Origin of the sequence: Enterococcus sp. RIT-PI-f, assembly GCF_001297065.1 — a bacterium.
Lineage (GTDB): Bacteria > Bacillota > Bacilli > Lactobacillales > Enterococcaceae > Enterococcus_D.
In genome coordinates this window covers 130,890-154,910 of the sequence record NZ_LHOX01000015.1, presented here as the reverse complement: position 1 = coordinate 154,910, position 24,021 = coordinate 130,890, and the positions used below count along the sequence as shown (strand labels likewise).

The following is a 24,021-nucleotide window of genomic DNA, read 5'->3' as shown; positions in this document are numbered from 1 at the left end:
TTCGATGCGTTTAACATTACGTCAACAAATACAAGCAGCACTTTTTGCCATTATTATTGCCGGTTTATCTCAATTGACCATTCCATTAGGATTGGTTCCTTTGACAGGACAGACGTTTGCAATTGGTTTAGCAGTGACTTTCTTAGGAACCCGCACTGGTACGATGGCGATCCTGATTTATCTTTTGCTAGGCTTGATTGGGTTACCTGTTTTTGCTGGATTCAGCAGTGGTATCGGGGTCTTGTTTGGGCCAACTGGCGGGTATCTTGTCGGTTTTATCTTCAATGGTCTGGTGACTGGTTCTCTCTTGTCATTCAAGTCCAACAATTATTGGTGGGCGATCATTGCGAATATCGCAGGGGCGCTGGCTACACTGGCTTTTGGTACAATATGGCTGAAATGGAGTACAGGGATGGATTGGTCCGCAGCCTTTAGCGGCGGCTTCGTCTTATTCATCCTGCCAGGGATCATCAAAGCTGTAGCAGCAGCTGTGTTAGGGATTTTCTTACGCAATAGACTGGCCCATAAATTAGCCCTTAGATAGGTAGAAACAACCCAACAGCTTCGACATGCTTCGTCGGAACTGTTGGGTTGTTTGACTATTTTTAATCTGTTATTTCAATGTCCAGCCACCATCGATCGGTACAACAGCACCTTGCAGATAGCTTGCTTGTGGACTGGCAAGAAAGAGCGTCAATTCTGCCACTTCTTCAGGTGACGCCCAGCGTTTGACCGGCGTTTCATCTGCGACCCATTGCGCCATGGCACCATCTCCAGCAAAATCTGCTTGGTTCATCGGTGTTTTGATTGCGCCCGGTGCGATTGCTTTGACTGAGATGCCTTGATCGGCATGGTCCAACGCCAATTGTTTGGTGAAGCCAATGATGGCGTGTTTTGTTGCTGTGTATGCAATACCTCCGCCTCCTGCAACCATTCCCGCAATTGAGGCCATATTGATGATCGTTCCGCTTTTTTCTGCGATCATGCCCGGCAAAATCGCTTTGACTAGGTAAAACATGCTCGACAGATTTGTGTCTAACAACTCGTGCCACAAGGTATTCTCTGTATCTAGAATTGTTTTATAACCGTCTAATTTGCCAGCCGTATTCAACAAAATATTGATTGCACCAAATTGCTTTTTGCACAAAGCCGCTGCGTCTTCACAAGTCTGTACGTTAGAGATATCACCAACATACCCTGTAAAGAGCGTTTGGTTGGTCAATCTTTCCGGGAAAGGCTGCTGATCCACACCAAAAACCCGTGCACCCTGTTTAAGAAATAACTGTGCTTGCGCCAAACCAATTCCTGAAGCTGCGCCCGTCACAAAGACGCTTGTTTCTTTCGTGATCCAATCATGACTCATTCAACGATTTTCCAATCATCTGCTAAGATATCACAAACTGTCGGCGCAAAACTCGAGAAGCCTTCATCTGCTGTTTTGATCAAAAAATAAGGGGTGACTGGGCTGCCATCATATACTTCATCCGCAACAAGGGTCACATACAATTCATACCCGCCCCATCCTTCCCGAATGATTTTTGCGCCTGCTTTTAGTTCCGGTAAAATTGCTTCAAATGTCATATTCTTTCCTGCTTTCTTCAAATTAATAATCAATATAGGTGATACCTTGTTCCAGTTCTTCAATCAAATGCGCTTGCTTGTACGCCGCGAAATCATCGTCATGCTGCCGCAGCAAACCGCGGATTTTTGTCGGTTGAAAAGAATCAGTCAACTGCCTTTCCTTGACAAAACGCCGCGTCATCTCCCATTCATAGTAATAGCCAAAAGGACGGCAATGGTACCAGGCACCTGCAATACATTTTGGTGCAAAACGGCGGTGGGTGTGGCCAAAAACAACGTCTTGGACTTGTGGGAAATCAGCAAGCACTGCGCCAAAATCAGGAGAGCCCAAAAAAGCATTCAAATGATTCCAACGGGCATATTTCCCCGTTTGGCGTACAATAAACGCCGATTGAGGGACAAAATGCGTAGATAAGATCACCTGCTTATCTGTTGGTATAGTTGTCAATACTTCTCGGAGCCGCTGATTAATCTCATGACTGATTGCCGGATCTGTTCCTTGTCGATGGATCATGCGGTCATACCAAAAGAGCTGTTTCAGTCGTAGAATGTCTTTTTCATTTGTTAAATCAGAATACTGGTAATCGTACCAGCCATTGACACCCAATAATAGATGGGTGTCAGATAGTGGATAGGTATGAAAATTAAGAAAAGAGGGATGCGTGAATCCTTCAATTTCATCTTCCGCTAAATCAATCATTTCGTGATTGCCCCAGTGGAACGTCACCGATAGTCCTTGATTCTGAAAAAAATCGATCACAGATAATGCCCGCTCTTTTTTGTTCGCGATATCCCCTGCCAGATGCAGGTGATCGACTTGTTGTTGTTTCAAATGATCGGCTATCTGCTGAAAATGAACGGGTGTCAAATGATTGATATCCATGTGCAAGTCGCTGATGATGGCTAGTCTTCCCATGATGCTGATCCTTTTGCTGTGTGCTGTTCGACCCGCAACAACTGCACCCCTTCGGTCATTTGATCTGCTGTCGTCAACTGTAAGCCACCATGGGCAGCAGCAAGGGTCAGCTGTATTGGTTCAGGATATGCTTGATTGATTTCTTCCGTTGTCCAAATCACCCCAATCATTGTTTGGCACTTCACTGTATAAGGCGATTGTTTGGACAACGGATAGCTCTCAGGGGCTACGATCAATCGCAGGTCCACCTCCACCGATGCGGTGGTTGTCGCAGGAAAAGGATCCCACCCCTCCTCTCCAACAAAATACAAGCGGTCATCGATGTGCATCACTGCCTTGATTTTTTCAGCAGCCTGTTGTGCGATCTCTATCTCCATTGGCTCACTCCTTTACATCACGCGCTTCATCCATTCATCTTTGGTGATTCCTCGCATCACTTCATCCACTACTTGTCCGCGTACACTGCGGGCAGATGGAATCGTGGCTTCGATTTTCATACCCGTTTTTTCCATGACGCGTCCAGATTTTTGGTTCCGTACATCATGCAAGGCATAGATGCGAACCAAATCCAATGTGTCAAACCCGAAGTGCAGCAATGTCATCACTGCTTCTGGCATCATTCCTTGCCCCCAAAACAGCCGGCTGAGGGTATAGCCGATTTCTGCTATTTCTTTCGCAGAATCCACCCGCAAGTCAATCGTGCCGATCATTTTCCCAGATGACTTGTCTTGAATGGCAAATTTGCCTAAAGGATCAGCTATGAAATAGGTCGCAATACTCAATTTTGTCTCCTCTAATGATTGATGCTGTGGAAAAACGAATCTCGTTGTTTCCTCATCGCTGGCATATGCATACATGTCTGTTGCATCTGCCAATGTCACTGGGCGCAATAACAAACGCGGTGTATCGATCATTTGATGCATGGCAAGCAATAGCTGATGTTTTTCTTTTTTTTCCATGACTTTCCCTACTTTCTTTCCCTGAATTTGCCCATTGGCATGCTGGATCTTAAGCAGCTTGCGTGTATGGTATAATAGTCTTAAAGAAAACGCTGAAGGAGGCTATTATGGCAGATGAACTAGAAAAACGCCTGGATACAGGCATGTACGGAACACCTCGGATCAACCCTGATGAGCAGCGCAAATACTTAGGCACATTTCGTGAACGATGTTATCTAAGTATGACAGTAGCAGAAATGAAGAAGAAGGACAACCAAGACACGTTGATTTCTGCATTGCCGCATTTTCAACAGCAATTGGTCTTGCTGAATGGCAAGTTGCCGGAATCGATCCAAACCACTTATATCGCCTTACTAACAAAACAGCAGATGGATTTTCGCGTGGTTTCTGATGCCCAAGATGCGGCACCTGATAGTATCGGTCTGCTGGTTACCGCCAAAGAAGCGGTCAATGAGACAGTCATCGATATTGAACAAAAATATCCGTCCGCACCTGTCGAACCAAAGACTGAGGAAAAGCACAAAACATCATTTTGGCACAATATTTTTCACTAGGAGGAACTATCATGTCTACGAATGAACCTGCTTTTGGCGAATTGAAACAAGAATTATTGATTGTACTGGATCGTCATATCGATATACTTAAAACCGTGACTTCCATTGAGATCGACCATTTAGACGGCGTGCTTTTTATGATGCGCAGTCTTGGTTTTATGCTGGACCGGGCACCTAAAGTCCTGGCTTCGGACGATTTGACTGAGATGCATTTTATGATGTTCCAATATTACAGTTTGCTGTCAGAACTAAAATACAATCTGGTGCTGAATTTCCCTTACGCTTCGTTAGAAGATGTCCCTTTATTAACGATCATCGAGACTTTCCCTACGTCTTACGAAACCGCCATGAAGCAATGGTGGGAAAATCGAACCGGACTTGTTGTGGAAGAAACAAAACAAACCATTGAAATTACGGCTTTCCAATAACTATACAACAAAATGACCAGCTGATCACGCAACCGTTGCGATCGATCAGTTGGTCTTTTGTCAGTTCAATTTCATTTAATTTGAAGCATCAAATACTTCTGGGAACAACAACCGCAAAACAGACATTGTCAGGCGTTGGCCAGCTCCGCTATAAGGATATACATGCATATGCATCGCAGGATTGAAATTGGCTTCTATGATCCCATACGCACCCTCGCTGTCAGCGGGTTTTGTCTTATCAGGAATGATCAGATCGATGCCGCAAATCGATGCCCCTAATGCTGCCACTGCCGCTGCGGCAATCGCTTTATACTCCTCATTGAAATCATCCGTGACATCGATCGAATCGCCGCCGGTACTGATATTTGAATTTTCTCGCAAGTAAACGATTTGTCCTTCTGGCGGAACGGAGCCTATCGTATAGCCTTGTTCTTTGAGCATCAGCTGTTCCAGATTGCCTAGCTGGATCCATTCCAGCGGTGACCGGTGATGTGAACCACGTAAGGGATCAAGATTTTTTTCTTTGACCAATGCTTCGATCGTTTGTCGACCATCTCCCACGACATTTGCAGGGATCCGCAACAAAATCGCATCGACCCGTCCATCGATAACAAAGAAGCGGTACTCCGTTCCAGCCAAAAATGATTCAACCAAAATCGATTGATCTTCTGCAAAAGCAATCGCCACAGCTTCCTGATAGTCAGCCAAAGAAGCCCCTTCTTTGAAAATTGAAATACCCAGTCCATAATTGGTGGTTTTGGGCTTGACAACAAAGCCGCTTTTCGCAATATGCGGGTAGTAATCGATTGCCGCCGCAGCCGTTGCAAATTCAGCACCGCTAGGAACATGAAAGCCATGTTCTGCCAATACTTTCTTCGTCACCGTCTTATTGGCCATGATCAATGGGACGATATATTGATCCTTGCTTGTCATATTGGCGTTTTTGACATACTCAATATGGTCCCCTGCTTGCAAGCGCAAGAATTGATCTGTTTCATCTAAAACTGTTACTTTGATTCCTTTTTGGATCGCATCAAACATCAAAATTTGCGTAGATAATTCTAGCGTGCGATAACCAGCTAATTGATACGGTCTGGCCCAAGCAGATTGATGATATGCCACACCTAGCTCTCTTGCGACTGCCGCTTGACCGGCAGATTGACTTGCTTGAAAGAGCTTGCCGGCAAAAGTCAACGCAGGATTTTCCAGCATATCGCCTAATTGCGCCAAATAAGGTACTTCTGGCAATTGCAATTCGGCCGCAAAGCTGTGTAACTCAGCGACTATTTCTTTCGCTTCTTGCAGATAAGCTGTTTGAGCCAATGGATGTTCCAGTGCGACAGCATCATTCATTCGATCCCCTGTTTTGACCCATTCGTCTAGATCAACGCCTTCATCTTTGGTGCTTAAAAATAACAAAAAGAAGTGTAAAAAACGCACTTGTTCTTTCGAGATACCATAGGCAGCGTAAGGATCGATGTCGATATTGCGTATCTCAATGTATCGGATGCCCGCTTCAGCAAGGTCTGCCACGCGACGGCCGCCCCTTAAACGTACCGGCGCATAGAATTCTTTCTCTTCCGAGAGTTTGCCGGTTTCCACAAGCGCAGCAATATCCCCAAGATAGTTTTCTAAGGACCCATAAGATACCGTCACATCCGGATGATTGGTGTAGCCATAACGGCTGTTTCTGATACTGCGAACAGGCTCTGTCGGCCGCTGCTCACCTGTGAAATAGTTGGCTTCTGAGGTGGGGGTTGCCCCAAAGAAATAAGTCAAAAACCAACGATAATGCAAATAATTGCGGGTAACCTTCAAATACAATGCTGTCTTGAAGGATTGATAGTCTACTGCCTGATCACTTGCTTCGTACAACTGTTGGAGGAAACGATCCGCAAACTCAAAATTAAAATGGATACCGCTGACCATTTGCTTACGTTTGCCATAGGTCTTCGCCAAATAGCGGCGATACAAGACATCCTCAAACTGGTCTAATTTAGCAATCACGATGTCCGCTTCTGCTTGGGGCAAAGCTGGCGGCATGCTTAATGGCCATAACATTTCTTCTGGTGCCATTGACCGATAGGCCACATCGTGGATCGCACCCAAATAGCGAAACAATTCATCTACCGTATCCGCTACAGGTGTGATCAGTTCTAATTGATTTTCGGCAAAATCCGTTTGAATATAGGGATGAAAACTGCGATTGCCTAACACTACAGGATGATCGGTACCAGAAAAATCTCCTGCCAGCGTGACCCGCTGCGCCTCCCGTTCGATTCCATAACGGCCTTTTAGTAAATAAGGGGAAAGTGCTTTTTGTTTTAAAATGTTTTTTATCATCATGTAGGTATCCTCTAAATTTCTACTTGTTTTTAGTTTGATCATTCATATTCTCTTCTATTATAGACAAAAAATGTGAAAATTAAACAAATTTGTTCCTCTTTTTTACATTAACTGTTAACAAAATTACCAAGAATTTATAAAATACTTGAATAAATTTGATATTTACCTACAAAATAAAGTATACTGATTATATAACAGTAAATTATTATGTCTATATTACTCTTTTTGAAAGGAAGAATAGTGAATGAAACCACTTAATCTTACCAAACGCGAACGCCAGATCATGAATATCTTTTGGAATGCAGAAAAACCCCTTTCTGCAAACGACATTGCTGTCCAGCAGCAAGACCTCAGCAAGAATACGATTCAAGCTGTTGTACGCAAATTAAAAAATCATGATTTATTGAAAGTAGCCGATATCGGTTATAGCGGCACCGTGTTGACGCGCCTGTACGCGCCAAATGTGACGCAAGAAGATTTTCTTGCTGCCGAATTGTCTGACCAATCGTTACTAAACTTGATCACCAACTTTATTGAGACCAATAAAGAGATCGACACGTTGAACGAACTAGAGAAATTGATCAAAGACCGCCAAGGAGAACTAACAAAGTAAGCCACTTGCCCTTGTCGTTACTTGCAATCTAAGTTTGCGAAAGACTGCTTCCCGAAATACTCGGTCTGCGTACACTTGATTGTGAGGCATCTTTTGTCTTTGCTGGAAAGGGTCTTGGCCTATATGACAGCATCTCTTCAATTGACCATCACAGATTTATTAACAATAAAAAAGAGCCATGTATTGGGAATATCCCGAGACATGGCTCTTTTTTAGTCTTTGATCAATCCTTTGAATAGACCTACAACAAACTCATTTGGATCAAACGGCTCTAAATCATCAATGCCTTCTCCTAGACCGACCAATTTGACTGGCAAACGCAACTCATTGCGGATCGCCAATACGATCCCGCCTTTGGCTGTACCATCTAATTTGGTCAAAACAAGACCAGACACATCCGTTGTTTCTTTGAACTGTTTGGCTTGATTCATGGCATTTTGACCGGTCGTCGCATCCAATACAAGTAAAACTTCGTGAGGCGCACTTGGATCGACTCGGTGGATGATCCGCTTGATTTTTTCCAATTCATTCATCAGATTGACTTTATTTTGCAATCGTCCCGCTGTATCTACAAGTAAGACATCAGCATTTTCCGCTTTGGCCCGCGCCATCGCATCATATACCACCGCTGCTGGATCTCCGCCAGCATTGCCGCGAACCACTTCAACGCCCGCCCGTTCACCCCAGACGACCAATTGATCAATGGCACCTGCACGAAAGGTATCTGCTGCGGCCAATAAGACTTTCTTGCCCTCTGCCTTGAATTGATGGGCTAATTTCCCAATACTGGTAGTCTTGCCTACGCCATTGACACCCACGAATAAGATGACCGTCAAATCAGGCTGCATATTCAATGTATTGACTTCATCGACACCTGCTTCACCATAAAGATCCACCAGCTTCTCAATGATCACATTTTGTACTTCTGCCGTTTTTTTGACATTTCGCAGTTTGACTTCTTGTCTTAATGCGTCAGCGATTTTCATCGCTGCATCGAACCCGACATCAGCACCAATCAATGTTTCTTCCACTTCTTCAAAGAAATCTTCATCGACAGTCCGAAAATTGGCAAACAGTTCATTCATCCGTTGGCCAAACGTTTTGCGTGACTTACTCAATCCTTTGGTGTATTTGTCTTGCACTGTTTCTTTTTCGATCGTTTCAGAAATCGTTTCAGGCGTTGGTGTAACAGACTGTTGGGTCGTTATCGGTGCCTCAGCAGGTGGTTGCACAGCTGGTCCTTCTTCTGGCAAATCCGCATGTGCATCTGCTTGATCTTCTTCATCACCAGGAACCTCTTCATCGGAAACTGATGAATCAGGGGCTGGTTCACTCGCTTCATGGCTAGATGGTGCTGTTTCATTATCAGGCACGACAGGCTCAGCTATTTCTTCTGTATCTTTTGATTCTCCAACCAACGCTTTTTTGATTTTATCAAAAAATCCCATATCAAGCACCTCCTGTTAAGACATATTTTTCGATCACTTGCGCGACACCGTCGGCTTCATTCGAGGCCGTCACAACATCTGCGGCATCTTTGATCATCGGTACCGCATTGTCCATTGCTACCCCAATGCCGGCATAACGAATCATTGGTAAATCATTTTCTTCATCGCCGATCGCCATGACCTCAGATTGATCAATCCCTAAGTCCTGAGCCAATAAACTGATACCATAAGCTTTCGTGATACCTTTTGGCATAAATTCCAGTAAGTTGTGGCGGCTTTTGATGATTTCGAACTTTTCACTAACTTCTGCTGGGATCGCAGGTATTTTAGGATCCAATACTTCTTGGTGATAGGCAATCACGGCCTTATTGTATAATTTGGTTTCATCTAAAGCATCAATGGCAAATGGACGGCAATCCAACAACGGATTCAACGAGCCATAGATCGACAAATGCTCAGCTGAGGTGGGCAAACTCAAAACGATTTCCTCTGATACGATGTCTAAAGGCAAATTCAACCCTTCAGCCACAGCGATCAATTCATGGACATCGGCCAACTGCATCGCCGCTTTTTCAATAATTTCACCCGTTTCATTTTTTTGCACCAGTCCGCCATTGAAAGTGATACTGTAATCTCCGGCATCTTTTAGTGACAATTCATCTAAATACGGTCTAATTGCCCGCAATGGACGTCCCGTACAAATAACGACTTTGACCCCTTGGGCCTTGGCACGGGCCAGCGCTTGTTTGTTGCGGCTCGTGACTTCTTTTTTGCTATTTAATAATGTTCCATCTAAATCAATGGCAATCAATTTAATCATCACTTCTACTCCTCTACTCTTGCGCGGCTGCGAAACGTCCACCTTCACGAACCTCTTCTAACCGTACCGAAACGGTTTTGGAGACACCAGATTCTTGCATAGTCACGCCATATAGGACATCGGCAGCTTCCATCGTCCCTTTACGGTGGGTCACCACGATAAACTGCGTATCATTTTGGAAGGCGCTGAGATAATGGCCAAATCTAGACACGTTGGCTTCATCCAATGCAGCTTCTACTTCGTCTAATACACAAAACGGTACAGGGCGCACTTGAATGATCGAAAACAAAAGTGCAATAGCGGTCAAAGCTCGTTCTCCCCCTGAAAGCAGACTTAAGTTTTGCAGTTTTTTTCCTGGTGGTTGGGCTTCGATCTCAATTCCTGTATTCAACAAATCAGTAGGATCTGTCAACACAAGTTCTGCGTGACCGCCCCCAAACATATTGGGAAAAACTTGTTTGAATTGTAACCGAATGGCATCAAACACTTCGCCAAAACGGGTTTTGACTTCTTCATCCATTTCGGACATCGTATCAAAAAGCTGTGCTTTAGCGGTCAATAAATCATCACGCTGCCCAGTCAAGAACACATGACGCTGATTGACTTGCTCAAATTGCTCGATCGCATTTAGGTTGACCGGCCCTATCTCATCGATAGCAGTTTTTAATGTTTGGATTTCTTCTTTGGCAGCAACAGCATCTGTGATTGCCGCGAAATCTTGCGCTGCTTTCTCATACGTCATGTTGTATTCTTCTTGCAGGTACAACAAGCGATTATCCATCACTAATTCGCTGCGATTTTTTTCGATCTCAACCGCAGTTTTTTGTGACAACTGCTCTTTTTGATCTAAATTGGCACTGCTTAATGCTTCGTCCAAGGTACCGATCTTCAACTGCAGCGCTTGTCGCTTGGTGCGGATCGCCCCCAATTCTTCCGTTAAGGTATCCTTAGCGGCTGCATATTCCTTGATTTGCTGCAAAAGGGCTTCTTCTGAGAATCCATGGTCACTGGCGTTGCTGGAGAGTGCTTGTATTTGCCGTGTCAAGACCCGTTGCCGATCTTCATTTTCGGCAATGGCTTGCGCGTTGGCGGCTATTTTTTGCTGTAAATGCGCAGTTTGCTCCTTCTGAACCGCAAAATCTGCCTGCAAACGTGCCACATCTTCTGACAATTGTTGTCGTTTTTCTTCAATCAAGTCTTCTTCAACATTCATTTGACGAATATCTTGATCGATTTTTGTCAATTGGGCAGTAATATGCTGCTGTTGTTCTTCTAAGTCTTGTTTCTTCTCCGCATACTCTTCGAAGAAGGCTTGTACTTCCCGATGTTCAAAAGCAAAGACTTGCTGTTCTTTTTGCAGGCGGTCAAGTTCTTGTTGCAGATGATCCAACCGATTTTGCAATTCATGCGCCGTCATGCGGGCTTCTTCACCTTGGGTGCGCAACGTATCTAGGGCTGCGCGCGCTTCTTTAGCGGCTGTTTCAAAATGCTGCACTTGTTTTTCAGTCGTTTGCAGCCGTTCGTCTAATTGTGCTGCTTGCGCAGTCAGTTGCTGCAATTCATTGCTCTGACTGAATAAGCTGCCTGCGTTCTTTTTGGTTGCCCCACCGGTCATCGAACCTCCGGCATTCATGACATCGCCTTCTAGCGAAACGACCCGATAACTGTAATTCAGCGCCCGGGCCAACGCATTGGCACTTTGTAAGTCCTCAGCAATCAAAATGCTGCCTAAAAGATTGTCTGTGATTGTCTGAATCGATGCCGGCGACTCAACCAGCTCACTAGCAACACCGATAAATCCATTCACTTGCTGTGCTTGGTTACGGGCATATTCAGGCAAATGGCGGGCTTTGATGGTCGTCAAAGGTAAGAATGTTGCACGGCCGCCACGATTTTCTTTCAAGTAAGTGATGGCATTGCGGGCATCGCGTTCATTTTCCACGATCACATGTTGTGCCGAAGCGCCCAGTGCTGTTTCGATCGCAACCGTATAGTCTTGAGGGACATCGATCAGCTCTGCTACGGCTCCGACTATTCCTTCCAAGTGCTGTTTGTTCTTTAATACCAAACGAACCCCTTGATAAAAACCGCTGTAGTTTTCTTGGATGTCTTGCAAACTACGCTGCTTCGCTCGAACTTGCTGGACTTGATTCATCAATGCATACATTTTTTTCTGGGCTTCTTCAAAGCGTGCTTGATTATGCTGCGCTTTTTCTTGTACTTGGATGTATTGATTGCGCTGCGCATCAAGTGCAGTCTTTGCAGTCGTCAATTGTTCAGTCACCAACGCGGCTTCGGTTTCTTTTTCTTGCAGCGTTGTGTTCATTTCTGTTTGCCTTGTCAGGGCAGATTGATTTTTGGCCGTTTCTTGCTGATATTGGCGAGCCAAATATTTCAATTCGTTGCCAACCGTTGCTTGCTCTTGCATGGCTTCCACATATTGACTGCGCAATTCTTCGATGATTTCTTTGGCAGAACGTTGATACTTTGCTTGGTCTTTGCGGGTTGCTGCAATTTGGGCTTCCACTTCTTGGATGCTGCGGTTCTTTTGCGAGAGCGCCGCAATCAGTTCGCTTTTTTCCTCGTTTAGGAGATCGCTTCTTTCTATGACTTCATCCAAATTCTCTTGATACTCTTCGGCGCTCTTTTGGGTATGTTTCGAGCGTTCATCCAACAGTTCTTTTTGCCCTTCTGCTTGTGTCAAGCCCTCTGTGGCCGTAAGAAGCTGTTGATTGATTTTTTCGAGGGTTTCATCGAAAGCAGTTCGTTGTTGACGCAACTCATGCAATGAAAGTTCCCCTTGGTTGATTCGGGTGGCAATTTGTTCGAGCTGCAGATTACATGCAGCCAACTCCGTTTTCGCCAATTCCCATGCTGCTTTGGCTTCGGCGATCTCCATCACTGTATAGGCCACATCGATCGTCGTCAGTTGTTCTTTCAATGCCAAAAACTTTTTGGCTGCTTCGCTTTGCGCCGCCAACGGCAACAGCTGATCTTCCAATTCATAGATGATATCTTGTAAGCGGCTCAGGTTATCTTCAGTTTCAAATAATTTCTGCTCTGCTTTTTTCTTACGCTGTTTATATTTCAAAACACCTGCCGCTTCTTCAAAAATGCCGCGACGGTCTTCTGGCTTACTGCTGAATATGGCCTCCACTTTCCCCTGAGAAATAATGGAAAAAGATTCTTTCCCCAATCCGGAGTCCATAAATAATTCTTGGATATCCTTCAAGCGACAGGATTGTTTGTTCAAAAAGAAGTCACTTTCACCCGTCCGTCTTAACCGACGCGACACACTGATCTCATTGTAATCCAATGGTAAATAGTGATCGCTGTTGTCCAAAATAATGGTTACTTCAGCTAGATTTAGTGCTTTGCGAGAATCTGAGCCCGCGAAAATGACATCAGGCATTTTACCGCCTCGTAAATTCTTGGCAGATTGTTCTCCTAAAACCCACCGAATCGCTTCGGTAATGTTGCTCTTGCCGCTGCCGTTTGGTCCGACAACAGCAGTCACTCGGTGTTCAAAATCGATGACTGTGCGGTCGGCAAAGGATTTAAAGCCGGCAATCTCTATTCGTTTTAAATACACTCCGCCATTCCTCTCTTATTGTTCCAGGGATGCGAGCGCATTGGCTGCTGCATCTTGTTCTGATAATTTTTTTGATTTCCCTTGTCCTTTACCGATCAACGTATCATCACAATAGACTTCTGTCCAAAAAATTCGTTCATGGGCAGGACCTGCTTCCTTGATCAAACGATAATTGATTGCGACATCGCCACCTTTTTGCAAGACTTCTTGCAACCGTGTTTTATGATCCATCTCATGGGAAAAAGCACCTGCTTTGACTTTCGGAAAGACAACTTGTGTCAAGAAGCCATCCACACTTTCTAGTCCTTGATCTAAATACAATGCGCCCAGAAAGGCTTCAAATAGATCGCATAACAAAGAAGGACGTTTGCGTCCGCCGGAATTCTCTTCCCCTTTGCCTAGTCGGATCGACGCATCAAACCGACAATCTTTGGCAAACATCGACAAGCTATCTTCTCTAACGATCGCTGCTCTCAATTTTGTTAATTTGCCTTCAGGCAGATCTGGTAATTCCCGATACAAATAGCGCGAAACGATCAACTCTAAGACAGCATCACCTAAGAATTCCAACCGTTCATTGTCTGACAAGTGTAAGTTGCGGTGCTCATTCACATAAGATGAATGGGTAAAAGCTTGTTCTAATAGATCAACATCATGGAACACAATACCAAACTTTTCTTTCAGTTCTTTCGTTAGCTGTGTATTCATCTGCCACATTCCTTTATTCTTTAGTTGACACTTCCTTATTATACTGGTTTTTGCTGAATTATGAAATGTTTCATCTAAAAACTTGCCTTGTATGTAAGAAAAATTTATGCAGCTATTCTGATAATAAAGATTCGTGTCCGATAAAGGGTCAAGTCATATAAAAAGCCGTAGTATAAAACAGGTAGATATTTTTGTATACTAGGTATAAAGATAAACAGAAGGAGTGGCTCTCTATGAATAATGATCAAAAAGCATATAAAATTAGGAAATCCGGGAATAGTGATGTAACAACAATCCCACGAGAAGTAAAAGACAAATTAGGTGTTGAAACAGGTGGCTCGATTAGTTATGTGTTTTTGCCCGATGGATCGATAAAGATTGAGAAAGTCGAAGAAAAAATAGATATTGATTCAATCGGTGATTCGGTTATGAATCAATATAAGGGTGCTATCGAGGATTTATTCGAACTATGAAATACTTAAAAGTTGAAGATATTATCCGTATCAATAAAAAATTGATTGCTGAGACTTCCCGTGGAGAACTTATCGGAATAAAAGATGCTGCAGCACTGGACATGGCGATAAACCAACCAAAACAAATAGTGTTTGGTCATGATCTATACCCTCCCATTTACGATAAAGCTGCGATCCTTACTATAAACTTAGCTAAAAGACACCCATTTCAAAATGCCAATAAGAGAACAGCACTAGTCGCAATGCTCGTATTTTTTAGTATGAATGGCTATTCTACTCATTTCGATAGACAAGAAGCAGTACAATTCATATTGACTATCACAACGAGTGATCAAGACTTTGATGCATTGAAACGTAACGTCACTTTATTCTTAAAAAATCAGATAAGATATATAGCAAACCTAAATAAGTAGTGTGAATAACGATGAGATTGGAAATAAAATCGAACAGCAACTAGGATTTAGGCCTTGCTGATTAAACGTGTTTCACGTTTCCCATGTTCCAAATTTGCTCGTTGGGAAATATAGAAATGACATTATTAGAATAGGTAATATCGTGCAATGGGCTTTTGGTACGAACCCTGAAAGCATGTATCCTTTGTAATACAATTTTTTTATCACTACTTCCCCCCCTAAGCTCCCCTCTAAAAGAAACTGTAAAAAGCAAAAGATCAGCCCACAAAATCAATATGGACTAATCTTTAAATGATTATTTTTTATTTACATGCTGCTTTTGAAAAAGGACTGCCATCCCACAGATTATCAACCCAAAAACAAATAACCATGAGTAGATTGTCGTGGTGAATGCGACAAAACCAAAAATGCCAATACTTATTAATAAGATACTATTACTTATACTATTTGAAATTAGAAGCAAGACACTCAATTTGAATTTTTTTTGTTTGGGTTCCATAATGCCAACCCTAGCAATATTCACCAGAAGTAATCCTTCCAAAAATAGTATGATTATATTTGCAAAAAACAGAATGAATCTGAGATTATTATTGACATTAATAATATATATATTGAACACTATGAAATAGGTTAAAGTTGGTACGATAAAAACCAGCATCTTATTATTCACCACAACCGTTTTCAAATTCCGAAAATAAGATATGATGATTCCCTCAGATTCTCCAAAATAATAATTACTGATTGTTTTAACCATTGCGATCACGCTTGGAAAAATTGTAAAGCTAACTACGTAATAAACCGGGAAAAATATCGGTTTAAAATCAATACTAAAAAAAATTTGGAAGAATAAAGCATTGGTTATCAAAAACAAAGCATTTATCACGACAACGCTATATATATATTGACTAATTTTATTTACATTCGTTAAGACATTTGTCATAATATCATCCCTTTACAGCTCCTGCTGATATTCCTCCTACAAAATATTTCTGCAATAAAGTGAAAAGAATAATCAATGGGATAGCACATAAAACACAGGCTGCAAAAAGAACACTCCACTGTGCAGGATTTTCTTTATCACCTAAGAAATTCAACATGGTTACTGGTAAGCTCATTTCAGATTGTTTATTCACAAAAATCAACGGATAGAAATAATCGTTCCAAATCCAAATCCCTTGTGTGATCACAACAGAAACAGTCGCAGGTGCCAAAAGCGGAAAAACTATTTTATAAAACCTAGTAAATAAATTGGCACCATCTAGGTATGCAGATTCTTCGATCTCAGCCGGTACACTTCGCATAAACCCAGTATACAAAAAAGCTGAAAATGGAATGCTGCAGGTGATAAACATAATCATAGGGGTAAATCTAGTACTTGGGATTCCCAATTGACTAAATACTTGAGCAATCGGTATAACAACCATTTGACCTGGAATAACTAACCCCGATATAAACAAAATATATAGAAAACGACTCAATTTACTATTGATTCTTCCCAGTGGATAGGCGGCCATGGAAGCGACTATCACAACAACAAATACACTCCCCAACGTAGTGATCAAGCTATTTAAAAACGATGAAGTAAAATTCATTTTATCAAAAGCAGTTCGATAACTTTCAAATGAAAACTGTGAAAACAACTCCAATGGTGAACTTGTATCACCAGGGCTTTTTAAAGAAGTTGATACTGCTATAGCCAACGGTGCCAATGTATTAACCAAAAATAAAACTAAGAAGATGTGTATTAAGATAGCATTGCGCTTTTTACTCATTCCATTTCCCTCTCTCTCTTATTCATAAAAATCAATAGTACTGCAGTTATTGCAATAATAACTAGAAAAGAAATAACGGAAAAAGCAGCGGCTTTACCAAACTGTTGCTCAGTAAACGCCATTTTATAGATAGAAAACATCAACGTATTTGTGGAATCTCCCGGCCCTCCGTTTGTCATAATAAAAGGATAATCAAAAGATTTCAACCCATTGATCACATTTAAAATTACATTTATCGTAATTGACGGTGCCAACAAAGGAATCTTTACAAATCGAATAATCTGCCATTCTGAACAACCATCTATTTTTGCGGATTCCAATACTGAATTATCAATTGTTTGTAAACCAGCCAAGTATATGATCATTGTTTGACCAACATTCTTCCAGATGTCTACTATGGTAATACCATAGAGGGCTTTACCGTAGTCACCTAATATATTGAAGCTACTTCCATCCAACCCTATCATATTCATCAAAGATGCAATTAGACCTGAACTAGGCATATAAACATAGCTCCAAATAAAACCAATAACGATTGCGCTGAAAAGAGCTGGGATATAAGCAGCAGATCTGTAAAATGCCATTCCCTTTATTTTACTATTAAGCGCTAATGCTAAAACTATTGCCAATAAATTTCCGCCAATAACCAGGATAGCTGTATATATCAATGTATTGGATATAGAGTTAAATAATATTCCTGAATCAAACAATGTCTTGAAATTACTAAAGCCTACATGATTATAATTCAAATTAAATCCATTAAAATCCGTTACGCTATATGTAAATAATTTTATAAACGGCCAAATCCAAAAAACACCAAAAATAATCAATGCTGGTAAGACAAAAATATACAAACGATTATTCATTACTAATGATGGATTTTTTTGAATAAAAAATTTCTTTTTCTTTTTATCCAAAGAATAGATTGTTTCTTTTGCTTCCATATTATTCACCCTTTTTATAAAATCGACTCTAGAAATACTTCTTCTAGAGTCGATTTATCCTATTTATTTCAACTCTTCGAATTTTTTCTGCATTGCTTCTGCAACATCCTCTGGTGAAATTTTTCCAGTACCGATCATTTCACTAAATTTGGACTGCATTTCTGTTTCAGTCCCGCTTGGCCATGCTTGATTGCTCCAATAGAATGAGCGCCCAGCTTCAAAAGCAGGTACAATATCTTGGAATACTTCATTACTCAACTCTACACCTTTAACAGTTGTAAATGACGTCGCCGTTTTGATCCAAGCATCATATAATTCTGATGAACCATCCATCATTTCATTAAAGATTGCCTTTATATCTTCCAAATGTTCACTTTCAGCACTAATGGCAAAACCTGCTCCTGTAGCTGCAGAAATATATGTTTCTCCTTCAGTGTTAGCTGGTAATGCCATAAACCCAAGATCAAAAGGTGAACCTTCTAAAGCTGTATAGCTGAAATCACCATCAAAAATCATTGCTGCTTCACCATCAACAAAAAGCTGTTGTGCTTGTGCTTGACCTAGACCTAAAGAATTTGTTGTAACATATCCTTTATCATACAATTCTTTATACATGGTTATTGTATTGACCCATTCATCGTCAGATAACTTTGTTTCTCCTGTATACAACTGATCATCAAAGGCATCATTCTTAGGATAAACTTGATTTGCTGCAACTTGATACATACCAAATTGAATCATATAGGAATCTTTATCTCCCATAACGATCGGTGTGACTCCTGCATCTTTCAAGGTTTGACATGCATCTAAAAATTCTTGCCAATTGGTGGGGATTTCAATTCCGTTTTCTTTAAATAGATCTTTGTTATACCATGTGCCTAATACACCAACCGAAGATGAAACTGCATACGGATTACCTTCATATGACATATCTGCTTTCCCTTGATCAATGATTGTATCCCAATTTTCTAAATCGGTTAAATCTGCAATATAACCAGCTTTTGCCATTTCTTCAACCGAGCTTGCACTCGCTTTCTTTGGTTGAACAAGGAAAATATCTGGTGCTTGTCCTGTTGACAACTTACTTTTAAGTGCTGTATAGTACTGGTCGTCGGGCAGTAATGTGGTTTCAACTGTATAACCTGGATTCTCTTTTTCTACAATTTCTTTAAAAGATTTCAAAAACACCCCTTGATTCCCATCGCTAACCCCCGAGGCCATAACAGTAATTGTTTTATCATTACTGTCCCCAGTGCCTGTTGCAGCATCATTCCCATTTCCACACGCAGACAAAATTCCAATGGTTAAAAGTGCAGCTACAGATAAACCAAATCTTTTTTTCATCTTTTTATCCTCCTTTGTTATATCTTTATTTTATTTGAAAACGAGTAAGCAATTTTTGTAAAACATGGTATACTTTTTTTAGGTGTAGAGAGGAGCTGCATAAGTGAGTATCAGCAAACGATTAAAACTATCCATGGTCATGATTACATGTGTCACAGTTGTATTTACAACATTGTTATCATTTTTGTTATATTTTTATTTCTCTTACCAGGACTTGAAAGCGAATACAAATAATTCTTTAGACCGTAGTGCCTCTTTAGTTGAAAATAAGATAAACGAAATCGATATTTTAACTGAAAAAATTCAATTTTATTCCAAAAGCACTTATGACCTAATGACTGATTTAAAGAAGTACAGTACTGAAAATAGCGATTACTCAAAAAATGACCTTTATTACACAGGTCAAGAAATAAAAGATATTTTCAAAACATTGATGTACCGCATGGAAGATGTCAACTTTATGGCTATCATTTTACCCAACGGTTCTATTATTTCTTATTCGAATACTCAGAAAGATTTTATATCATTCTATAATCCACTAAGAAGCCTTTGGTATAATCAAGCACTCGAAAAAGCAGGTGATTTATCCATTAGCATCATTCCGAATAATTCAATTATCACTGATTCAGAAGATGAACAAGTACTCTTGTTCTCTAGATGCTTGTACGATTTTTATTCAAAAAATCTACTCGGTACAATCGTTGTAAGTTGTGAACCAGACTTTTTTAATTTTATGACTAATGATTTTCCAGATAAAGTAATCGACTTTCAGTTAAAGGATATTGATTCAAATGAATCGCTTTTTCAAAAAAATACCGATTCCAATCTAACTAGTACAACTACAATATCAAAAAATATTAACACGAACAGACAACCGCTTTCACTTTCTGTGCAAATTGATAATAGTCAATACTATCAACTTTTCACTGCATTGATTATTGGAAATATGTTTATCTTATCGATCACATTTATTTTTATTTATTTAAGTGCATCTCGTTATGCGCAAAATTTCAGTTTACCCATTATTCAATTAGCTAAGACAATGAAGGAACGCGCAAAAGACAATGATATTCTCTCTCAGTCAAAAATTGCAGAAGAAGAACGAAATGATGAGATTGGCATACTTTACTCTCAATATCGACAGATGTTAAGTACTATCGATAATCACTTGATTGATCAAATAAATTATGAGCAAAGCTTGTTAAAAGCAGAATTAAACGTCTATAAAAACCAAATTGACTCTCATTTTTTGTACAATACGCTTGAATCAATAAACTCATTAGCAGAAATCAAAAATATTCCGGAAATCTCAAACATGACATTAGCTTTATCAAGTATGTTCCGTTATGCCTCGAACGGTTTTAATAATGAGGCCACTCTTGAACAAGAATTAAAAAATGTTTCAGATTATCTAATCATACAGCGAATCAGATTTCAAAGACAAATTGATTTCATGAACCTAATTACAAATGATGAATTATATCATGCTATCATCCCAAAAATCACTTTACAACCCTTGGTTGAAAACGCAATTTTTCATGGACTAAACAGAGGTGGAATAAGAGGGAAAATTCGCATATTTGCAAATCTGAGGCAAAACGCATTAATCATTCGCATTTTTGATGATGGTCTTGGTATTGATCCTAATCACTTAAATGTCCTTAGCAATGACCTAGCAAATGCAACCAAGTTAGTACGAGAAAGAGAGAACCATATTGGATTGATAAATATTCAAGCAAGAATTAAAAATTATTATGGTGATGACTATGGCCTATCCATTTATAGCAATCAGAATAAAGGAACATTGGTCATACTAAAATTGCCTTTTATCAAGGAGGAGTAATTGACATGTACTCATTTTTACTTGCAGATGATGAACCATTGATTCGAAAAGGAACCTTAAAGAAAATTATCGGTTTAGATTTAGCTATTTCATGTGCTTTTGAAGCTGAAAATGGTCAACAAGCGATAGATTTTCTTAAAAAAAATACCGTTGACTTCATCATCACTGATATGGACATGCCTAAAATAGATGGTTCCCATTTATTAGATTATCTAAAAACAAATCAACCACAAATACCCATTATTGTAATCAGCGGATATCAAAATTTTGATTATGTTCAAAAAGCAATACAGTCAAAAGCAATCAACTATATTTTGAAACCATTTAGTAAAAAAGACTTAGCAACCTCGCTGAATGATGTAATACAAATACTTGGAAGAAGAAAGAATGAACTTATTGAGAATACGAAACGTTTCTTAAAAGCATTAGAAAGTGATGAAGTAATATCCGATGATCATTTCCATAAACTGAATATCTCAGGAAATAAATATTATCAACTATTCATCGCAGAAATTAAAAAGAAAACCATTCATCTGAATGAACTTAAATTAAACTCTATCTACCATTCAACCTATCCAGAGGACGGAAATCTTCATTTTTTCGTTTTAGAAAAAAACATGATTGATGAAGTACATCTTGATTGCAATGAAAATTTACATGGTGCTCTTTCAGACGTATTTTTTTTGCCAATGAATACTATGGATAGTACATTTAAAGAAGCATATCAACAAACCATAAATTTATTGAACTGGCGTAAGTCCAATACACAGCCAATCATGATCAGTGAAGACATTGCGAACACACCTCAGCCGTTTTTTGACAGATTGACATTAAATACCTATATGTATCTAATCGAATCTGGACAGAGCAAAGCATTCCGAAGTTCTTTTTCAGAGGAATTAAATATTTTATATAATGAAAAAGATATCCCTCTGATTCATATTAAAGAGTTAGGTCTCGTTATTATTGAACGCTCAAAACTTTTTTTAGACAACTTTTATCAGATGCAATCAAATTATACCTATCCCTCTGTTCAACATACTTTACTATATCGGATGTTTCAGTATGAACAGGTTCGAGATTACCTGTTGCATTTTTTAGGAAATATCGCTGATTCTATGGCATACGAAAAGCTTTATAGTTCTTCTGACTTAGTTGTCAATGTACGCGATTATATCAGGAACCATTTCGAAGAACCATTGACATTATCCTTTTTAGCCGATTTATTTTATGTAAACAGTTCATATCTATCTTTAGTTTTTAAAGAACGCACAGGCATGAAGTATGTTGATTATCTCAATCAACTGCGTATCAACAAAGCGAAAGAATTGTTGACTGAAACTTCTGCTAAAGCAGATTTTATTTCAAAAAAAATTGGATACGACAATGTAAAATATTTTTTCAAAGTCTTCAAAAAATATACAAATGAAACACCTGAACAATACCGAGAAAGAACGAAGTCTAAATAAATATGCTTACACTATAAAAAGCCATACTCTCAGTGTAGTGACCTCCAAAAGTTAGGTATCTGGTCTAACTTTTTGGGGTCGCTTCATAGGAATATAGCTTTTTATAGTTATACTTTGACGTACGCCAGAAAACACTTATTTAAGATAAGTATTGATTAACGTAACTGGTGTGCAAGACCAAGCGTGACAAAATGATGAAATTATCGGACTACCATATGGCGAAAAATCAGGTGTTTCTGGTTTAAAAGCCTCCCAAAAAGTATCAGCACCTAATTCAATCATCTTCCCCCAATATGTTTTCATCAAAGTGATTGCTTCTTGATTTGATCCAGCTATAAAAAGTGCCTCTACCAAATGATGATACATATATGGTGTACCAAAACCTTTGACAGGGAACTGTTTCAAAATCATCTTTTTAGCTATTTGCTTATTTATTTCAGGTGAGAAAACACCAGCTAAGATCATCCATACTTGACTGGCACAATTGATCTCATCTGTCCCTTCAATAATAAATTGCTGCTTTTCTTCATTAAATAATTTTTGTTTAGCAAACGACTCTAATTTTTCTAACTGTTGCACATATTTTGTATAATCTAAATCTCTCATTTCTTTTGCCAATAAACAAAATGATTTTAGGCAATAAATCAAGACTCCTTGCGCAGCAGTTCTTTTATCAAAATCATCCGACCAATCAATAAAAACAGGCCAATCATCTTGTAAGTTCAATCTACCTTCACTATCTACCAATGCCAAGGCTAAGTCTATCTGTTTCTTCGATACGGGATATAAGTCTTTTAGAACCGCAATATCATTAGTAACGTGGAAATATTCTTCTAAAATTGAAACAAAAAATAGACTATAGTCAAATAAGAAAGTATCGTCAGGAATCAACGCAGGTGCTGTGAAAACATTTGCCGGAATTTTCCCTTCTTTTGTTGTCATGCCGCCAAAAAGATATAAACACCTTTTAACTAAATCATTTGATTGAAAGGTTTTATAATTTGCTGAAGCTTGCAGCCTTAAGTCTCCTAACCACAAACGACGATCCCGTTTTGGTCCATCTTCAAAAACATCTTGCATACAATCTGCCAATGTTTTTAATGATACATCGTATATCTTTGAAAGTTCAGGATCCGTAATTTTGCTTGATGCGGCTGTCTTCATATCTACTGCACTTTCGGATATAAAAATCGGATTTTCAAACGATGCTTTCCATTTTGGAGAAGTATCAAGTACTTCTATTTCTATGAACCGGCAACTGTATCTTCTTGGCAATTCAAGTTTTTTAGGCAAAACATCTATATGGATATATTCTTCTTGAATCCATGATTTTGAAAGCCATCCTTTGTAATCTTGCGAATCAAACCCTAGTTCTGCTGGAATTTCTGCAAACTTCAATCTAAGATATAGCGGTGCATCCATCGGCGAACCAACAGAATTTATTGACACGGAAAATGTGCCAACATAATGGTTGCCAAGATCCAATATAATTGATTCATCCTTGCCTATAAGCTGCTGAGAGAGTTGTTCAATCCCAATTGGGGATGGCAAAACATTAAACCCATATGCAGCATTTTTATCTGTCACCAATTCAACTATTCTATTCGGATGTATCTGTTTCTTATTCAACACAGGTTTATGTATCTCCGCTTTATGCAGCAACTCTTTATCCAATGCCCATTCAACTTGATTATTTATTTGAAAATCAAATGACATACATTTGTACCTCCTCATCTATTTGTGTAAATCTCTCAAATAGATTGTAAGCGGATTCCAAACGTTGTTCAATGTTCATATA

Annotated in this window: 22 protein-coding genes; 8 read left to right on the top strand and 14 right to left on the bottom strand. The window is 39.8% G+C overall.

Going from position 1 to position 24,021, the window contains the following annotated elements:
- Positions 1-4: 4 nt before the first annotated feature.
- Positions 5-544 carry a biotin transporter BioY gene (locus tag AEQ18_RS07700; protein ID WP_054115752.1) on the top strand — a complete coding sequence of 180 codons (540 nt, stop codon included), beginning with the start codon at positions 5-7 and terminating at the stop codon, positions 542-544.
- A gap of 69 nt (positions 545-613) precedes the next feature.
- Here the strand turns inward: AEQ18_RS07700 and AEQ18_RS07695 are convergent, their stop codons facing one another.
- Genes AEQ18_RS07695 through AEQ18_RS07675 form a run of 5 tightly spaced genes read right to left on the bottom strand, consistent with a single transcriptional unit; the run spans position 614 to position 3,456 of the window.
- Positions 614-1,363: a 3-oxoacyl-ACP reductase gene (locus tag AEQ18_RS07695; RefSeq protein WP_054115751.1), complete on the bottom strand. Its 750-nt coding sequence runs from the start codon at positions 1,361-1,363 to the stop codon at positions 614-616.
- Positions 1,360-1,581, bottom strand: a complete 222-nt coding sequence (locus AEQ18_RS07690) for a DUF2829 domain-containing protein (protein ID WP_054115750.1) — start codon at positions 1,579-1,581, stop codon at positions 1,360-1,362. Before AEQ18_RS07690 ends, AEQ18_RS07695 begins: the two co-directional genes overlap by 4 nt.
- Before the next feature lie 22 nt (positions 1,582-1,603).
- Complete coding sequence (locus AEQ18_RS07685; protein WP_054115749.1) at positions 1,604-2,497, bottom strand: metallophosphoesterase; 894 nt, start codon at positions 2,495-2,497, stop codon at positions 1,604-1,606.
- On the bottom strand, positions 2,485-2,874 hold the full coding sequence (locus AEQ18_RS07680; RefSeq protein WP_054115748.1) for an iron-sulfur cluster biosynthesis family protein: 390 nt from the start codon (positions 2,872-2,874) through the stop codon (positions 2,485-2,487). Before AEQ18_RS07680 ends, AEQ18_RS07685 begins: the two co-directional genes overlap by 13 nt.
- Before the next feature lie 12 nt (positions 2,875-2,886).
- Entirely contained in the window at positions 2,887-3,456 is a 570-nt protein-coding gene (locus AEQ18_RS07675) for a GNAT family N-acetyltransferase (RefSeq protein WP_054115747.1), read from the bottom strand.
- Positions 3,457-3,563: 107 nt separating this feature from the next.
- Here AEQ18_RS07675 and AEQ18_RS07670 point away from each other — a divergent pair, with 107 nt between their 5' ends.
- Both AEQ18_RS07670 and AEQ18_RS07665 read left to right on the top strand, forming a co-directional pair.
- Entirely contained in the window at positions 3,564-4,010 is a 447-nt protein-coding gene (locus AEQ18_RS07670) for a YueI family protein (RefSeq protein ID WP_054115746.1), read from the top strand.
- Between the two features lie 11 nt (positions 4,011-4,021).
- Positions 4,022-4,438, top strand: coding sequence for a hypothetical protein (locus tag AEQ18_RS07665; protein WP_054115745.1), 417 nt, complete (start codon positions 4,022-4,024; stop codon positions 4,436-4,438).
- 75 nt (positions 4,439-4,513) lie between these two features.
- Here the strand turns inward: AEQ18_RS07665 and gshAB are convergent, their stop codons facing one another.
- Positions 4,514-6,784, bottom strand: a complete 2,271-nt coding sequence (gshAB, locus tag AEQ18_RS07660) for a bifunctional glutamate--cysteine ligase GshA/glutathione synthetase GshB (RefSeq protein ID WP_054115975.1) — start codon at positions 6,782-6,784, stop codon at positions 4,514-4,516.
- Between the two features lie 244 nt (positions 6,785-7,028).
- Between gshAB and AEQ18_RS07655 the strand changes: the two genes are divergently transcribed.
- Positions 7,029-7,397: a BlaI/MecI/CopY family transcriptional regulator gene (locus AEQ18_RS07655; RefSeq protein WP_054115744.1), complete on the top strand. Its 369-nt coding sequence runs from the start codon at positions 7,029-7,031 to the stop codon at positions 7,395-7,397.
- A gap of 212 nt (positions 7,398-7,609) precedes the next feature.
- Here the strand turns inward: AEQ18_RS07655 and ftsY are convergent, their stop codons facing one another.
- Genes ftsY through rnc form a run of 4 tightly spaced genes read right to left on the bottom strand, consistent with a single transcriptional unit; the run spans position 7,610 to position 13,965 of the window.
- Complete coding sequence (gene ftsY / locus AEQ18_RS07650; protein WP_054115743.1) at positions 7,610-8,845, bottom strand: signal recognition particle-docking protein FtsY; 1,236 nt, start codon at positions 8,843-8,845, stop codon at positions 7,610-7,612.
- Between the two features lies 1 nt (position 8,846).
- Positions 8,847-9,665 carry a Cof-type HAD-IIB family hydrolase gene (locus tag AEQ18_RS07645; protein ID WP_054115742.1) on the bottom strand — a complete coding sequence of 273 codons (819 nt, stop codon included), beginning with the start codon at positions 9,663-9,665 and terminating at the stop codon, positions 8,847-8,849.
- A 13-nt stretch (positions 9,666-9,678) separates the two neighbouring features.
- A complete protein-coding gene (smc, locus tag AEQ18_RS07640) occupies positions 9,679-13,257 on the bottom strand; it encodes a chromosome segregation protein SMC (protein WP_054115741.1) in 3,579 nt (1,192 codons plus the stop codon).
- A 15-nt stretch (positions 13,258-13,272) separates the two neighbouring features.
- Entirely contained in the window at positions 13,273-13,965 is a 693-nt protein-coding gene (gene rnc, locus AEQ18_RS07635) for a ribonuclease III (protein ID WP_054115740.1), read from the bottom strand.
- Positions 13,966-14,198: 233 nt separating this feature from the next.
- Between rnc and AEQ18_RS07630 the strand changes: the two genes are divergently transcribed.
- Entirely contained in the window at positions 14,199-14,438 is a 240-nt protein-coding gene (locus AEQ18_RS07630; protein WP_054115739.1) for an AbrB/MazE/SpoVT family DNA-binding domain-containing protein, read from the top strand.
- Positions 14,435-14,851 (top strand): type II toxin-antitoxin system death-on-curing family toxin, encoded by a 417-nt coding sequence (locus AEQ18_RS07625; RefSeq protein ID WP_054115738.1) that lies wholly within the window; start codon positions 14,435-14,437, stop codon positions 14,849-14,851. The genes AEQ18_RS07630 and AEQ18_RS07625 overlap by 4 nt, the downstream gene beginning before the upstream one ends.
- 944 nt (positions 14,852-15,795) lie before the next feature.
- On the opposite strand, the gene AEQ18_RS07615 is transcribed toward AEQ18_RS07625, so the two are convergent.
- The 3 genes from AEQ18_RS07615 to AEQ18_RS07605 form a co-directional block, all read right to left on the bottom strand.
- Positions 15,796-16,623, bottom strand: a complete 828-nt coding sequence (locus AEQ18_RS07615) for a carbohydrate ABC transporter permease (RefSeq protein ID WP_054115736.1) — start codon at positions 16,621-16,623, stop codon at positions 15,796-15,798.
- Positions 16,620-17,567: a carbohydrate ABC transporter permease gene (locus tag AEQ18_RS07610; protein WP_082348624.1), complete on the bottom strand. Its 948-nt coding sequence runs from the start codon at positions 17,565-17,567 to the stop codon at positions 16,620-16,622. Before AEQ18_RS07610 ends, AEQ18_RS07615 begins: the two co-directional genes overlap by 4 nt.
- Positions 17,568-17,630: 63 nt before the next feature.
- Complete coding sequence (locus AEQ18_RS07605) at positions 17,631-18,911, bottom strand: extracellular solute-binding protein (protein WP_054115735.1); 1,281 nt, start codon at positions 18,909-18,911, stop codon at positions 17,631-17,633.
- Positions 18,912-19,014: 103 nt separating this feature from the next.
- Between AEQ18_RS07605 and AEQ18_RS07600 the strand changes: the two genes are divergently transcribed.
- Together AEQ18_RS07600 and AEQ18_RS07595 are read left to right on the top strand one after the other, a co-directional pair.
- Positions 19,015-20,754, top strand: a complete 1,740-nt coding sequence (locus tag AEQ18_RS07600; RefSeq protein WP_054115734.1) for a sensor histidine kinase — start codon at positions 19,015-19,017, stop codon at positions 20,752-20,754.
- A 5-nt stretch (positions 20,755-20,759) separates the two neighbouring features.
- Positions 20,760-22,223, top strand: a complete 1,464-nt coding sequence (locus AEQ18_RS07595) for a response regulator transcription factor (protein WP_054115733.1) — start codon at positions 20,760-20,762, stop codon at positions 22,221-22,223.
- A gap of 135 nt (positions 22,224-22,358) precedes the next feature.
- Here the strand turns inward: AEQ18_RS07595 and AEQ18_RS07590 are convergent, their stop codons facing one another.
- Entirely contained in the window at positions 22,359-23,939 is a 1,581-nt protein-coding gene (locus tag AEQ18_RS07590) for an alpha-L-rhamnosidase-related protein (protein ID WP_054115732.1), read from the bottom strand.
- Positions 23,940-24,021 lie beyond the last annotated feature (82 nt).

What these genes read in the sequence shown, in the direction of transcription:
- ftsY (WP_054115743.1), bottom strand. Translation starts at nt 8,845, where the DNA reads ATGGGATTTTTTGATAAAATCAAAAAAGCGTTGGTTGGAGAATCAAAA.
- AEQ18_RS07700 (WP_054115752.1), top strand. Translation starts at nt 5, where the DNA reads ATGCGTTTAACATTACGTCAACAAATACAAGCAGCACTTTTTGCCATT.
- AEQ18_RS07645 (WP_054115742.1), bottom strand. Translation starts at nt 9,665, where the DNA reads ATGATTAAATTGATTGCCATTGATTTAGATGGAACATTATTAAATAGC.
- AEQ18_RS07690 (WP_054115750.1), bottom strand. Translation starts at nt 1,581, where the DNA reads ATGACATTTGAAGCAATTTTACCGGAACTAAAAGCAGGCGCAAAAATC.
- AEQ18_RS07590 (WP_054115732.1), bottom strand. Translation starts at nt 23,939, where the DNA reads ATGTCATTTGATTTTCAAATAAATAATCAAGTTGAATGGGCATTGGAT.
- AEQ18_RS07670 (WP_054115746.1), top strand. Translation starts at nt 3,564, where the DNA reads ATGGCAGATGAACTAGAAAAACGCCTGGATACAGGCATGTACGGAACA.
- rnc (WP_054115740.1), bottom strand. Translation starts at nt 13,965, where the DNA reads ATGAATACACAGCTAACGAAAGAACTGAAAGAAAAGTTTGGTATTGTG.
- AEQ18_RS07665 (WP_054115745.1), top strand. Translation starts at nt 4,022, where the DNA reads ATGTCTACGAATGAACCTGCTTTTGGCGAATTGAAACAAGAATTATTG.
- gshAB (WP_054115975.1), bottom strand. Translation starts at nt 6,784, where the DNA reads ATGATGATAAAAAACATTTTAAAACAAAAAGCACTTTCCCCTTATTTA.
- AEQ18_RS07675 (WP_054115747.1), bottom strand. Translation starts at nt 3,456, where the DNA reads ATGGAAAAAAAAGAAAAACATCAGCTATTGCTTGCCATGCATCAAATG.
- AEQ18_RS07605 (WP_054115735.1), bottom strand. Translation starts at nt 18,911, where the DNA reads ATGAAAAAAAGATTTGGTTTATCTGTAGCTGCACTTTTAACCATTGGA.
- AEQ18_RS07595 (WP_054115733.1), top strand. Translation starts at nt 20,760, where the DNA reads ATGTACTCATTTTTACTTGCAGATGATGAACCATTGATTCGAAAAGGA.
- AEQ18_RS07680 (WP_054115748.1), bottom strand. Translation starts at nt 2,874, where the DNA reads ATGGAGATAGAGATCGCACAACAGGCTGCTGAAAAAATCAAGGCAGTG.
- AEQ18_RS07610 (WP_082348624.1), bottom strand. Translation starts at nt 17,567, where the DNA reads ATGGAAGCAAAAGAAACAATCTATTCTTTGGATAAAAAGAAAAAGAAA.
- AEQ18_RS07695 (WP_054115751.1), bottom strand. Translation starts at nt 1,363, where the DNA reads ATGAGTCATGATTGGATCACGAAAGAAACAAGCGTCTTTGTGACGGGC.
- AEQ18_RS07655 (WP_054115744.1), top strand. Translation starts at nt 7,029, where the DNA reads ATGAAACCACTTAATCTTACCAAACGCGAACGCCAGATCATGAATATC.
- AEQ18_RS07630 (WP_054115739.1), top strand. Translation starts at nt 14,199, where the DNA reads ATGAATAATGATCAAAAAGCATATAAAATTAGGAAATCCGGGAATAGT.
- AEQ18_RS07685 (WP_054115749.1), bottom strand. Translation starts at nt 2,497, where the DNA reads ATGGGAAGACTAGCCATCATCAGCGACTTGCACATGGATATCAATCAT.
- AEQ18_RS07615 (WP_054115736.1), bottom strand. Translation starts at nt 16,623, where the DNA reads ATGAGTAAAAAGCGCAATGCTATCTTAATACACATCTTCTTAGTTTTA.
- AEQ18_RS07625 (WP_054115738.1), top strand. Translation starts at nt 14,435, where the DNA reads ATGAAATACTTAAAAGTTGAAGATATTATCCGTATCAATAAAAAATTG.